Origin of the sequence: Pseudomonas hamedanensis, assembly GCF_014268595.2 — a bacterium.
GTDB classification, from domain to species: Bacteria; Pseudomonadota; Gammaproteobacteria; order Pseudomonadales; family Pseudomonadaceae; genus Aquipseudomonas; species Aquipseudomonas hamedanensis.
In genome coordinates this window covers 216,954-229,717 of the sequence record NZ_CP077091.1, presented here as the reverse complement: position 1 = coordinate 229,717, position 12,764 = coordinate 216,954, and the positions used below count along the sequence as shown (strand labels likewise).

At 56.6% G+C, this 12,764-nt stretch carries 13 protein-coding genes and 4 tRNA genes; 6 read left to right on the top strand and 11 right to left on the bottom strand.

The window, feature by feature from the left end:
- Nucleotides 1-139: 139 nt before the first annotated feature.
- The 8 genes from lon to HU739_RS01035 form a co-directional block, all read right to left on the bottom strand.
- Nucleotides 140-2,536, bottom strand: a complete 2,397-nt coding sequence (gene lon / locus HU739_RS01070) for an endopeptidase La (protein ID WP_186549831.1) — start codon at nucleotides 2,534-2,536, stop codon at nucleotides 140-142.
- A gap of 162 nt (nucleotides 2,537-2,698) precedes the next feature.
- Nucleotides 2,699-3,982 (bottom strand): ATP-dependent Clp protease ATP-binding subunit ClpX, encoded by a 1,284-nt coding sequence (clpX, locus tag HU739_RS01065; RefSeq protein WP_016775335.1) that lies wholly within the window; start codon nucleotides 3,980-3,982, stop codon nucleotides 2,699-2,701.
- A gap of 112 nt (nucleotides 3,983-4,094) precedes the next feature.
- Nucleotides 4,095-4,730: an ATP-dependent Clp endopeptidase proteolytic subunit ClpP gene (gene clpP, locus HU739_RS01060; RefSeq protein ID WP_007951559.1), complete on the bottom strand. Its 636-nt coding sequence runs from the start codon at nucleotides 4,728-4,730 to the stop codon at nucleotides 4,095-4,097.
- 92 nt (nucleotides 4,731-4,822) lie between these two features.
- Nucleotides 4,823-6,133, bottom strand: a complete 1,311-nt coding sequence (gene tig, locus HU739_RS01055) for a trigger factor (protein ID WP_186549829.1) — start codon at nucleotides 6,131-6,133, stop codon at nucleotides 4,823-4,825.
- Nucleotides 6,134-6,533: 400 nt separating this feature from the next.
- Nucleotides 6,534-6,609 (bottom strand) — tRNA-His (locus tag HU739_RS01050).
- Between the two features lie 76 nt (nucleotides 6,610-6,685).
- Nucleotides 6,686-6,770 (bottom strand) — tRNA-Leu (locus HU739_RS01045).
- A gap of 57 nt (nucleotides 6,771-6,827) precedes the next feature.
- A tRNA-His gene (locus HU739_RS01040) sits at nucleotides 6,828-6,903 on the bottom strand.
- Nucleotides 6,904-6,935: 32 nt separating this feature from the next.
- Nucleotides 6,936-7,012, bottom strand: a tRNA-Arg gene (locus HU739_RS01035).
- Between the two features lie 275 nt (nucleotides 7,013-7,287).
- Between HU739_RS01035 and folD the strand changes: the two genes are divergently transcribed.
- From folD to pbpG, 5 genes are all read left to right on the top strand, one after another.
- Entirely contained in the window at nucleotides 7,288-8,142 is an 855-nt protein-coding gene (folD, locus tag HU739_RS01030; protein WP_186549827.1) for a bifunctional methylenetetrahydrofolate dehydrogenase/methenyltetrahydrofolate cyclohydrolase FolD, read from the top strand.
- 252 nt (nucleotides 8,143-8,394) lie between these two features.
- Nucleotides 8,395-8,793 carry a DUF6932 family protein gene (locus HU739_RS01025; protein ID WP_225922790.1) on the top strand — a complete coding sequence of 133 codons (399 nt, stop codon included), beginning with the start codon at nucleotides 8,395-8,397 and terminating at the stop codon, nucleotides 8,791-8,793.
- Entirely contained in the window at nucleotides 8,790-8,969 is a 180-nt protein-coding gene (locus HU739_RS26970; RefSeq protein WP_407681941.1) for a hypothetical protein, read from the top strand. Before HU739_RS01025 ends, HU739_RS26970 begins: the two co-directional genes overlap by 4 nt.
- On the top strand, nucleotides 8,956-9,861 hold the full coding sequence (locus tag HU739_RS01020; RefSeq protein WP_186549825.1) for a hypothetical protein: 906 nt from the start codon (nucleotides 8,956-8,958) through the stop codon (nucleotides 9,859-9,861). Before HU739_RS26970 ends, HU739_RS01020 begins: the two co-directional genes overlap by 14 nt.
- Before the next feature lie 300 nt (nucleotides 9,862-10,161).
- Nucleotides 10,162-11,100, top strand: a complete 939-nt coding sequence (gene pbpG / locus HU739_RS01015; RefSeq protein ID WP_186549823.1) for a D-alanyl-D-alanine endopeptidase — start codon at nucleotides 10,162-10,164, stop codon at nucleotides 11,098-11,100.
- A 53-nt stretch (nucleotides 11,101-11,153) separates the two neighbouring features.
- Here the strand turns inward: pbpG and HU739_RS01010 are convergent, their stop codons facing one another.
- From HU739_RS01010 to HU739_RS01000, 3 genes are all read right to left on the bottom strand, one after another.
- Entirely contained in the window at nucleotides 11,154-11,360 is a 207-nt protein-coding gene (locus tag HU739_RS01010) for a hypothetical protein (protein WP_186549821.1), read from the bottom strand.
- A 12-nt stretch (nucleotides 11,361-11,372) separates the two neighbouring features.
- The gene (locus tag HU739_RS01005; protein WP_186549819.1) at nucleotides 11,373-11,579 is read right to left on the bottom strand and encodes a DUF6021 family protein; all 207 of its coding nucleotides are present in this window, start codon (nucleotides 11,577-11,579) and stop codon (nucleotides 11,373-11,375) included.
- Between the two features lie 91 nt (nucleotides 11,580-11,670).
- The gene (locus tag HU739_RS01000) at nucleotides 11,671-12,342 is read right to left on the bottom strand and encodes a peptidase C39 family protein (protein ID WP_186549817.1); all 672 of its coding nucleotides are present in this window, start codon (nucleotides 12,340-12,342) and stop codon (nucleotides 11,671-11,673) included.
- Between the two features lie 233 nt (nucleotides 12,343-12,575).
- Between HU739_RS01000 and HU739_RS00995 the strand changes: the two genes are divergently transcribed.
- A complete protein-coding gene (locus HU739_RS00995; RefSeq protein WP_186549797.1) occupies nucleotides 12,576-12,743 on the top strand; it encodes a hypothetical protein in 168 nt (55 codons plus the stop codon).
- The last annotated feature ends 21 nt before the right edge of the window (nucleotides 12,744-12,764 follow it).

The following is a 12,764-nucleotide window of genomic DNA, read 5'->3' as shown; positions in this document are numbered from 1 at the left end:
CTTATATCTATTTTGAGATGATTCTAAGTTTTTTTGGTGAAAGCAAAAACGAGTGCTGAATGGCCTACAGACACTTAAGAGCCGCTTTATAACAAGGGCTCTAAAAAGCTGTCAAGGAAGCCCCCCAGGCAAAAACGTATTAATGCGTGCTAATTCTTTCCTTAGAGTCAGACTCACGTTTTTCGTCCTTGGCAACTATCTCCGGAGCCACATCCGGCAAGGGCTCCGGCGCGTATTGCAGCGCAATTTGCAGGACTTCGTCAATCCATTTAACCGGTTTAATCTGCAGATCCTGCTTGATATTGTCAGGAATCTCCTTCAGATCGCGCACATTCTCTTCCGGAATAATCACAACCTTGATTCCGCCACGATGTGCCGCCAGCAGTTTTTCCTTCAGACCGCCAATTGCCAGCACTTGTCCGCGCAAGGTGATTTCACCCGTCATGGCGACATCGGCGCGCACCGGGATACCGGTCAGTGCCGAGACCAGCGCCGTGCACATGCCTACGCCGGCACTCGGACCGTCTTTCGGCGTGGCCCCTTCCGGCATGTGAATGTGAGTGTCACGCTTCTCGTGGAAGTCCAGAGGAATGCCCAGGCTCTTGGCCCGGCTGCGCACGACCGTCAGGGCCGCGGTGATCGATTCGACCATCACATCGCCCAGCGAACCGGTCTTGATCAGTTGCCCTTTGCCCGGTACGACAGCCGCTTCGATGGTCAGCAACTCACCACCAACCTGAGTCCAGGCAAGGCCTGTCACCTGACCGACCTGATCCTGCTGCTCGGCCAGGCCGTAGCGGAATTTACGCACACCGAGGAAGTGTTCCAGCAAGTCAGCTGTCACTTTCACCGAGAAGCGTTTTTCCAGCGCATGTTCTTTGACGGCCTTGCGGCAGACCTTGGCGATCTGGCGTTCGAGGCCACGCACACCGGCTTCACGGGTGTAGTAACGGATGATGTCGCGGATCGCTTCTTCGTCGAATTCCAGCTCGCCCTTCTTCAGACCATTGGCAGCGACCTGCTTTGGCGAGAGGTATTTGACGGCGATATTGATCTTCTCGTCTTCGGTGTAGCCCGGCAGGCGGATGACTTCCATGCGGTCCAGCAAGGCCGGCGGAATATTCATCGAGTTCGAGGTGCACAGGAACATCACATCGGACAGGTCGTAGTCGACCTCCAGATAGTGATCGTTGAAGTTATGGTTTTGCTCGGGATCGAGCACTTCCAGCAACGCCGACGCCGGATCGCCACGCATGTCGCTGCCCATCTTGTCGATTTCATCGAGCAGGAACAGCGGATTGCGCACCCCGACCTTTGTCATCTTTTGAATCAATCTTCCCGGCATCGAACCGATGTAGGTCCGGCGGTGACCACGGATTTCCGCTTCATCACGCACACCACCCAGGGCCATGCGTACGAATTTACGGTTGGTCGCATGGGCGATCGACTCGGCCAGCGAGGTTTTACCCACGCCCGGAGGACCGACCAGGCACAGCACCGGGCCACGGATTTTTTTTACGCGTTTTTGCACGGCGAGGTATTCAAGGATGCGCTCCTTGACCTCTTCGAGGCCGTAGTGATCGGCATCGAGGATGTCTTCCGCCCGCGCCAGATCCAGACGCACCTTGCTCTGGGCCTTCCACGGCACCTGCACCAGCCAGTCGATGTACGAGCGCACCACGGTGGCCTCGGCGGACATCGGCGACATCTGCTTGAGCTTGTTCAGCTCGGCGGTCGCCTTGGCCAGCGCATCTTTCGGCAGGCCCGCGGCATCGATACGCTTTTTCAGCTCTTCGATTTCGTTGTGGCCTTCATCGCCATCGCCCAGCTCTTTCTGAATGGCCTTCATCTGCTCATTCAGGTAGTACTCGCGCTGGCTGCGCTCCATCTGCTTTTTGACACGGCCACGAATGCGTTTTTCGACCTGCAGCAGGTCGATCTCGGCATCCAGCAACGCCAGCACATGTTCGACGCGGGCCGACAGGTCGATGATTTCGAGGATTTCCTGCTTCTGCTCGATCTTCAGCGCCATGTGCGCGGCCATGGTGTCGACCAGACGCCCCGGCTCATCGATGCTGTTGAGCGACGACAGGACTTCAGCCGGGACTTTCTTGCCCAGCTGCACGTATTGCTCGAATTGCGACAGCAGTGTGCGCACGAAGACTTCGGACTCGCGCTCGGCGGCGTCGACTTCTTCGATCAGCGACACTTCGGCACGGCAGTGGCCGTCGACCTCGCTGAAACGCTCAACGGTGCCGCGCTGCTCACCTTCGACCAGCACCTTGACGGTGCCATCAGGCAGCTTCAGCAATTGAAGAACGGTGGCGATAGTTCCTACGCGATAGAGCGCGTCCTCACCGGGATCATCATCGGCCGGGTTTCTCTGGGCCAGCAGCAGGATCTGCTTATCGCCTGCCATCGCGGCCTCAAGGGCTTCGATGGACTTCTCGCGCCCCACGAACAGCGGGATAACCATGTGCGGATAAACCACGACATCACGCAATGGCAGGAGAGGCAATTCGATGGTTGTCTTCATGATTTCGCCTCTACGGCGGCCATATGGCCGTAATCAGATGGAATTAAGCTTGAAACCAAGATGGGGGCTGCCTCGAAAAAAAACAAGCGCAAAACGGCTGTAAAAAATGACATAAAAAAAAAGAGGCCCGAAGGCCCCTTCCTGTTGCAGCACAGTGGACACTTACGCGTCCGGTGCTGCCTTGGCCGTCGGCTCACTGTTTTCGTAAATATACAGTGGCTTGGACTTGCCTTCGATGACGCTTTCGTCGATCACGACCTTGCTCACCTCGGACTGCGAGGGGATTTCGTACATCGTGTCGAGCAGTACACCTTCGAGAATCGAACGCAGGCCACGGGCACCGGTTTTACGCTCCAGGGCACGTTTGGCGACCGATTTCAGCGCGTCGGAACGGAATTCCAGATCCACGCCTTCCATCTCGAACAGCTTGGCGTATTGCTTGGTCAAGGCGTTTTTCGGCTCGGTGAGAATCTGCATCAATGCAGCCTCATCCAGCTCGTCCAGCGTCGCAAGAACCGGCAGACGACCGACGAATTCCGGGATCAGACCGAACTTGACCAGATCGTCAGGCTCGACTTCACGCAGGGACTCACCGACTTTCTTGCCCTCTTCCTTGCTGCGCACTTCTGCGTTGAAACCGATGCCGCCCTTGGTGGAACGGTTTTGAATAACCTTTTCCAGACCGGAGAACGCACCACCGCAGATGAACAGGATGTTACGGGTGTCGACCTGCAGGAATTCCTGCTGCGGATGCTTGCGGCCACCTTGCGGCGGTACCGAGGCAACCGTGCCTTCGATCAGCTTCAGCAAGGCCTGCTGCACGCCTTCACCGGACACATCGCGGGTGATCGACGGGTTGTCGGACTTGCGGGAAATCTTGTCGATTTCGTCGATATAGACAATACCCATCTGGGCTTTCTCTACGTCGTAATCGCACTTTTGCAGCAGCTTCTGAATGATGTTCTCGACATCTTCACCCACGTAACCCGCCTCGGTGAGGGTGGTAGCGTCAGCGATGGTGAACGGAACGTTCAGCAAGCGTGCCAGCGTTTCCGCCAGCAGGGTTTTACCAGAGCCTGTCGGGCCGATCAGCAGGATGTTGCTCTTGCCGAGTTCGACGTCGTCAGCCTTCTTGTCACGCTGGTTCAGGCGCTTGTAGTGGTTGTACACCGCTACGGCCAAAACCTTTTTGGCACGTTCCTGACCAATGACGTACTGGTCAAGGATGCCGCTGATTTCTTTAGGCGAAGGCAATTTATGCGCGCTGCTTTCGGCCTGGGCTTCCTGCACCTCCTCGCGGATGATGTCATTGCACAGGTCGACGCACTCGTCGCAGATAAAGACCGAGGGGCCGGCAATCAATTTGCGCACTTCATGCTGGCTTTTGCCACAGAAGGAGCAATAGAGCAGCTTGCCGTTGTCCTCGCCGTTGCGGGTGTCAGTCATTCGTTCGATCCAAATCCGATAGGCTTGCAACACAAGATGAAGGCTATTGCGGGCTTTTTCAAGCCCGCTGCTGATCGGACGCGCCGATCAGGCCTGTTTTGTGCCGCTTATTTTAAGCTGGACGCTGGTTGATCACTTCGTCGATCAGGCCGTATTCCTTCGCAGCTTCTGCACTCATGAAGTTGTCGCGATTGGTATCGCGTTCGATTTCTTCCAGAGTACGGCCGCTGTGCTTGGCCATCAGCGTGTTCAGTCGCTCGCGGATGAAGAGGATTTCCTTGGCATGGATTTCGATATCCGAAGCCTGGCCCTGGAAACCGCCCAGTGGCTGGTGAATCATCACGCGCGAGTTTGGCAGGCAGAAACGCTTGCCCGGTGCACCGGCGGTCAGCAGGAATGCGCCCATGCTGCACGCCTGACCGATACAGGTCGTCGAGACGTTGGGCTTGATGAACTGCATGGTGTCGTAGATCGACATGCCCGCTGTCACCGAACCGCCCGGTGAGTTGATGTACAGATGGATGTCCTTGTCCGGGTTTTCCGCTTCAAGGAACAGCAGTTGCGCACAGATCAGGTTGGCCATGTAGTCCTCTACCGGACCCACCAGAAAGATCACTCGCTCCTTGAGCAGGCGCGAGTAGATGTCGTAGGCGCGTTCGCCACGAGCGGACTGCTCGACAACCATCGGGACCAGACCGCCTGCGGCCTGGATATCAGAGTTCTGCTGAATATAAGAATTACGGAACATGCTCTGCAGTCGCTCCCAAATAGTTATGTCTTGAATACGCATAAGCCAGCTCGAGAGCTGGCTTATGGTGTGCACTTCTAACGCAAAATCAATCAGTCGGCTGTTGGAGCTTCTACCGGCTTGACTGCTTCTTCGTAGGAGACCGATTTGTCGGTCACACTAGCTTTCTGCAGAACAGTATCCACAACTTGTTCTTCCAGCACAACCGAACGCACTTCGTTCAGCTGCTGCTCGTTTTTGTAGTACCACGACACGACCTGCTCAGGCTCCTGGTAGGCCGAAGCCATTTCCTGAATCATTTCGCGAACGCGAGCGTCGTCAGGCTTGAGGTCGAATTGCTTGACCACTTCAGCAACGATCAGACCCAGCACTACGCGACGCTTGGCTTGCTCTTCGAACAGCTCGGCCGGCAGTTGGTCAGGCTTGATGTTGCCACCGAACTGCTGAACAGCCTGCACGCGCAGACGGTCAACTTCGTTGGACAGCAGAGCCTTCGGTACTTCGATCGGGTTGGTGGCCAGCAGACCATCCATCACTTGGTTCTTGACCTTGGACTTGATCGCCTGACGCAGTTCACGCTCCATGTTCTTGCGAACTTCGGTGCGGAAGCCGTCGATGCCGCTTTCCTTGATGCCAAATTGAGCGAAGAACTCTTCGTTCAGCTCTGGCAGCTTAGGCTCGGACACGGTGTTGACGGTCACGGTGAACTCGGCAGTCTTGCCCGCCAGGTCGAGGTTCTGATAGTCCTCAGGGAAAGTCAGGTTCAGCACGCGCTCTTCGCCGGCTTTAGCACCTACCAGGCCTTCTTCGAAGCCCGGGATCATGCGACCGGAACCCAGCACCAGCTGAGTGCCCTTGGCGGAACCGCCAGCGAACACTTCGCCGTCAACCTTGCCAACGAAATCGATGTTCAACTGGTCTTCGTTCTGGGCAGCGCGATCGGCCACTTCGAAACGGGTGTTCTGCTTGCGCAGGATGTCGAGCATCTTGTCCAGGTCAGCGTCAGTCACGTCAGCGCTCAGACGCTCGACAGTGATGCCTTCGAAGCCGGCAACGGTGAACTCTGGGAAGACTTCGAACACGGCTACGTATTCCAGATCCTTGCCCGCTTCGAGCGACTTTGGCTCGATCGAAGGCGAACCGGCAGGGTTCAGCTTCTGCTCGACCACAGCTTCGTAGAAGGAAGACTGGATGACGTCGCCTACTGCTTCCTGGCGCGCATCAGCACCGAAACGGCGCTTGATTTCGCTCATTGGCACTTTGCCTGGACGGAAGCCAGCAATCTTGGCCTTTTGGGCAGTCTGCTGCAGACGCTTGTTGACCTGAGTCTCGATGCGCTCAGCCGGCACGGTGACGCTCATGCGGCGCTCGAGAGCAGTAGTATTTTCAACAGAAACTTGCATGGATATTCCTCGTTGCACAGACGTTAGCCGGCCGTTTCCGACCCAAGAATCAAGGGCATGCATTCTAGTGGGTCAAACTCAAGAAGTCACCCTACTGAAAACGGGTAAAAAAACAGCAGGCAATTTAGCGGGGGCGCCACACAAACGCAGCGCGCCCCACAGGCGAATACAACCCTTCGCGCCAAGGCTCTGTGCCAACCGCTTCTATATATAGAAGAGACTGCCAACCACTCCCTGACGGCCGACCTTGCGAGCAAGAACGGCGAGCAGCGCAACATCATCGAACAACTTAAATACGACGAAGCGCCCTGCCCCTGCGCCCCAAAACCGCGATACCAGGCTTCAGAACCGCAAAAACAAAAAAGGCGCCAGACTGTTAAATCTGGCGCCTTTCGAAATATGGGGTGGACGATGGGGATCGAACCCACGACAACGGGAGTCACAATCCCGTGCTCTACCAACTGAGCTACGCCCACCATATTGCGTAACAAAAAAGCCAAACAACTTCTTTGTTGAACCTCACCAGCCCGAAGATCTGAATGAAGCTTTGATTGGTGCGGATGAAGAGACTCGAACTCTTACGCCTCGCGGCGCTGGAACCTAAATCCAGTGTGTCTACCAATTCCACCACATCCGCAGATGAAGCTTTTAAAGCAAAGGCGCCAGACCGTTAAATCTGGCGCCTTTCGAAATATGGGGTGGACGATGGGGATCGAACCCACGACAACGGGAGTCACAATCCCGTGCTCTACCAACTGAGCTACGCCCACCATATCGCGCTACTTGTGCCAAAGCTGCCTAATGGCGCACCCGGCAGGACTCGAACCTGCGACCATCCGCTTAGAAGGCGGATGCTCTATCCAGCTGAGCTACGGGCGCCTTGTTAATCTGTACTCTTAAAGGACTACAAACTAAGTGCTTTCCAGCGTCGCAGAACTGTTGTTCCGCCTCACCTTCTTAACCAGTGCTAGGCTGTGCCCGACAAGTGCGACGAATAGTATAGAGCGCTCCCGAGGCCGTCAAATCCTTTTTGAAAAAAATTCATTTAATTAAAGGAGTTAGGGGAATTTGCTGACCAAGCGCCTTTGCCCTCACCGCTCGACATGCGAGAATACGTTCTCTTTTTTTCCCCTCTCGATGGTTAATCACGCGCAATGACTGCACAACTAATCGACGGCAAATCGATCGCCGCCAGCCTGCGCCAGCAGATCGCCCAACGAGTTGCCGAGCGTCGCCAGCAAGGCCTGCGCACTCCCGGCCTCGCGGTGATCCTGGTCGGCAGCGATCCTGCCTCTCAGGTTTATGTCTCGCACAAGCGTAAAGACTGTGAAGAGGTCGGCTTCCTCTCTCAAGCCTACGACCTGCCCAGCGAAACCACGCAAGACGCATTGACCGATCTGATCGATCGTCTCAACGACGACCCGGCCATCGACGGCATCCTGCTGCAATTGCCCCTGCCCGAGCACCTGGATGCCTCCAGACTGCTGGAGCGCATTCGCCCGGACAAAGACGTCGACGGTTTTCACCCTTATAACGTCGGTCGTCTGGCCCAACGCATTCCGCTGCTGCGCCCGTGCACACCCAAAGGCATCATGACGTTGCTGGAAAGCACCGGCGCCGATCTCTACGGGATGGATGCGGTGGTCGTTGGCGCGTCCAACATCGTCGGTCGCCCGATGGCGATGGAACTGCTGCTGGCCGGTTGCACCGTGACGGTCACTCACCGTTTCACCAAGGATCTGGCCGGTCATGTCGGTCGCGCCGATCTGGTGGTGGTGGCTGCCGGCAAGCCGGGCCTGGTCAAGGGTGAGTGGATCAAGGAAGGCGCAATCGTGATCGACGTCGGCATCAACCGTCAGGACGACGGCAAGCTGGTCGGCGACGTCGTTTACGAAACCGCCCTGCCCCGCGCCGGCTGGATCACGCCAGTGCCTGGCGGCGTCGGCCCGATGACCCGCGCCTGCCTGTTGGAAAACACGCTGTATGCGGCAGAAACCCTGCACGTCTGATTGGCTTTTTCCGCAACACCGAAACCCCGCCTCGTGCGGGGTTTTTTGTTTCGACTGGAAAACCTGAGCCTCTTCATTTCCCGATGCAAATGTAAAAAGCAGCCTACCTGTGATTTAACGTGTTGTAGCAACTCCACCATTTGAGAGGCTGCCCATAGCGCGTATGTTGACGTGTCAGCGCCAACGCCCCGCCTTTAGGCTCGAGCGTATTTCCAGGCCTGGCTGTCGATGACGGAATGCAAGGAGGCTGGCTTGATCCCAGAATGGAATGCTGAGGGAGTTTTACCTCCCATCAATAACAATGACCCAATTGGGTCTGACCGGGCTCCGTATCACGTGAGCCTTGAGCAGGTGGTCGACAGGTTCGCGACCAGTCCAGACCGGTGTGATATTTTCGCAGGCTATCTCGCTCACCGCGCAGAGCTTCACCGAATGGGTATGGACAGCGGATTTCAATGGCTGGATGGAAGCTTTACCGAAGACATCGAAATGCTTGAAAATCGGGCTCCACGAGATATTGATGTTGTTACCTTCACTGATGCCGGCAACGTTTTTTTTGATGCGCTCGGGAATAATGAGGTCAACCTTCTTGGTGGCGACGAGCTAATCTTAAGAAAGCGTTCAAGATCGACTTCTACATTCAATCGTTGACTGATCCAGCCGAATCGTTGGTAGCCATGACGACTTATTGGTACAGCATGTGGTCCCACAGGCGCACCGGACAATGGAAGGGTTTTTTGCGAGTTGATCTTTCGCCTGTACAGGATGAAGCTGCAAAGACCTTGCTCGCAACACGTCGGCAGGAGCTAGAAGATGGACAGATCTGAATATGCCTATAAAGCTGCAGAGCTGGGCTTCCTTGAAAAACAAGCTGCCGCTCCCGGCATTAGCAAGCTCACCCTGATGTCGGTACAGGCAAGGATAGAAAAGGCGCGGGCATTCCTGGAAGACAATGGCAAACATGCCTATCGCCCCGCCAAAGTCCGGTTGACATACCGCGGCGCACCTGTATGGGGCACCCATGGCGTACTTGCTGAATTTGGTGCTTCCGCTACTCAGGCATTCAGCGTCGCGATAACAGCAATCGCAGCATCGCTGTCAGGCTCATTGGCGGATAAGGGTCCAATCCCGAACCGGTTAGCCAATCAGCTTTTAATAACCGGGCCAGCTCGCGGCTCCTTTGGATTCGAGCTTGAGGAAATACCGGCGGACAAGCAGCTTGATATAGAGGGCACCACGCCGGTATCGCAAGCAATCGAAATTCTCGCAGAGTTGCTGGAAGCGACGACAACAAAAAGTGACGAGGAACTATCCGAGCCAGTTTCCCGCTTGGCCGATAGAGCAATTGCCGCCGTATCTGATTTTCTTAGCGAGCTATCCGAAAATAACGCCTCCTGCGGTGTGGCAACCAGTACCCGTCGGTTTCAGTTTTCTGATGTTGAACAGGTACGCCGCAGCAAAGCGCGGCTCAGCCGAGACAACATCAAAGAAGAACAGGAGACTTTCACAGGGTCCTTTGTAGGTGTCTTGCCTGATAAACGGATTTTCGAGTTCAAGACAACAGGAGGCGAGGTATTGCACGGAAGAGTTTCAGCGGAAATTGGCGGCCCGAATGTCATCAACGACCACCTTTACGCTGAAGTGAGCATCCACGTAACTGCAAGGAGGATAGGGTCGAGCAATCCTAGATATACGCTCAAAGCGCTTCCTTGGAGCTAGATTTCCGGCCCGATGACCCGCGCCTGCCTGCTGGAAAACACGCTGTATGCGGCAGAAACCCTGCACGTCTAAGCGGGCATTCCAGCCGTAGAAAAACCCGCCAGGTGCGGGTTTTTTCATGCCTGAGAAAAAACACTAACCGTTCGCCGGAAACCCTTCATGTTCAAGGCCTTTTCACGAGATTTTCAGGCCCTTCAAACAACCATCGACAGATCTTCAGCCATACTCCTAGAATGCGACGCTTTGAAGAAATAACCCGTTACAAACTAACGGAATATCCAACCTAATGAGTTCGCCCGCGTGAAAATTCGTCTTTCGATTCTGAGCCTGTTTTTTGCGTTTACAGGCACTTTCATCACGCCAACGATCAACGCTGCGGAAACCACCGCTGCCCCCCGTGACGCTTCGACATTGAAGATCGCTTCCGGCAGCGCCCTGCTCATGGATATGCAGACCAATAAAGTCATTTATTCCAGCAATCCTGACGTGATCGTGCCGATCGCTTCGGTGAGCAAGCTGATGACTGGCTTGGTGGTGGTTGAAGCCCGGCAGAACATGGACGAATGGATCAATGTCGACATCAGGAACACCCCGGAAATGAAAGGTGTGTTCTCCCGGGTCAAGCTCAAGAGTGAACTGCCGCGCCGCGAGATGCTGCTGATCGCCTTGATGTCCTCGGAAAACCGTGCCGCCGCGAGTCTCGCGCATCATTACCCGGGCGGCTATGCGGCTTTTATTGCAGCGATGAACGCCAAGGCCAAGGCCCTGGGCATGACCAGCACCCACTTCGTGGAGCCGACCGGCCTGTCGGAGCGCAACGTGTCCACCGCCCGCGACCTGAGCAAGTTGCTGGTGGCCGCGCACAAGCACCCGCTCCTCGTCGAACTGACCACCACCAAGGAAAAGACCGTGTCCTTCCGCAAGCCCAATTACACCCTGGGCTTTCGCAATACCGATCATCTGGTCAATAAAGCCGACTGGGACATCAAGATCACCAAGACCGGTTTCACCAACCCGGCCGGCCATTGCCTGGTGCTGGTGACGAAGATGGGCAACCGTCCGGTCGCCCTGGTGATTCTCGATGCGTTTGGCAAATACACGCATTTTGCCGATGCCAGCCGTATCCGCAGCTGGGTCGAAACCGGGCGCAGCGCTAACGTTCCTGCGGTGGCGCAACAATACAAAGCCGACAAGAACCTCAAGAGTCGTCAGAGCGGCGTGGTCGAAGCCGCAAAATAAACACAGCGAACGTGAAAAGCCCCGAATCTTCGGGGCTTTTTTCATCTGTGCCGTCAGTCGTTGGGCAGCGGCATCTTGTCGTCATCCGGGATACCGTCTCCCAAGCCTGGCTCTGGCGAAACATCCGGCGTCAGCACGTTCGGGCGGGCCAGCGGATCGCGCAGGGGGCTGTCCGGGTCCAGCACCGGATCAACCTCCGGCTCCGGCGTGGTCGGTACGCTGTCAGGTTTCTGGTCATCGAAGCTTGAATCGGTACTCATACGCACCTCACATCAAGGTTTCAGATCGGCTAACGGGTCGTAGGGCCTGGCCGGTTTCTTCGGATCCTCGCCAGGCTCGACGTCCCGCGGCGCTTTCGCCGGACCGACCGGGTCGACTTGCGGATCATCGAGGTCCGGCGAGTCCGGATCGAAGCCCAGGTCATCGCCGGAAGAATGCTCGGACGAGTGCGGGCCTTTCGGGGTGTGGGAATCTGCCATGTTGCCTCCTTGATTCGCCCGCAAAAACACGGGCGCTATTGTTCAGAGGCTGGTCGGGCGCGGTCGTGCCCGGCAGATGACGAACGGAGGCTTACTGCGCCGCCAAGGCCTTTCGCGCCTGTGCCGCTGCGTTTTCCTCACCGGCCTGCGCCAGCTCGTCAGCGGCTTTCAACCAACGGGAACGGTCGACGGACGCCGGGATCTGCGAGGGTTTCTGCAGCAAAACGGCCCAGCCGCCGGATTTTTCGAACGCCGCTTCGAAGGCACTGAAATCCATCAATTGGCGACGGTTCATGCCGGCGCGCAGCAGCACTTTCTGTTTATTGCGGTCGTAGCCGGACAGGATCGCGTAACGCGGCTCGGCCCAGAGCGCCGAACCTTCACTGAAACGCACCATGACCGGATAGCCCGCGGCAACCTGGGCCAGCAAGGCTGGCAGCTTGTCGTCCAGCGGATACACCACCAGGCCGTATTCGCGAGCGAGGTTCTGCATGTTTTGCTGCAGCTTGTCTTCCGCACCCGGCAAGCGCAGCGGTTTTTCCAGCAGGCCCGGAGTGATCACGATGCCCTGCTGCGATAGCAGGCTGGCCAGTACTTGCGGGCCACTCTGGTTGGCCTCGCCACGGTAAAACGTGCCGCTGAGCTCAACCCGCTCCGGCAGGCGTTTGACTTCAGGCGCTACGCTGCCTGCGCATCCTGCCAGCGCCGCCACGCAAGCGGCAACCAACAGCGCTCCACGCGCTCGAGAAAATACCTGCACCATCGTCATTCCTTTCAGACGCCGGTCATCGTGTTCCGGCAACGCCAGCGATCATAGATCCGCCCTCGCCTGCGGTATAGCCTTAAACCGCAGACGTATCGGTTAGATAGAGCGAACTGATTGGTCGCTGCCGACCTTTGGTCAATAGGCTGAAACGCGCCTTTGACTAGACTGTCACTGGAAGAGAGCGATTTGCGAAAAGCGGGCGCCCGCCGCAGGGCGAAGAGGAGGCACAAATGAGCCTGACCATGACCATCGTAATGTTGATAGCCGGCTGGCTGGCCGTGGCGACTGCCATGTTGTGGGGCGTGCTGCGGATTTCGCGGCGCCATCATCATCCGGCTCCGACGGCTCCGGCCGAAAAACCGCGCAAGCAACACGCAGAGCATGCAACGGCTCACTGACGGTTAAAGCCACGTTCTGGG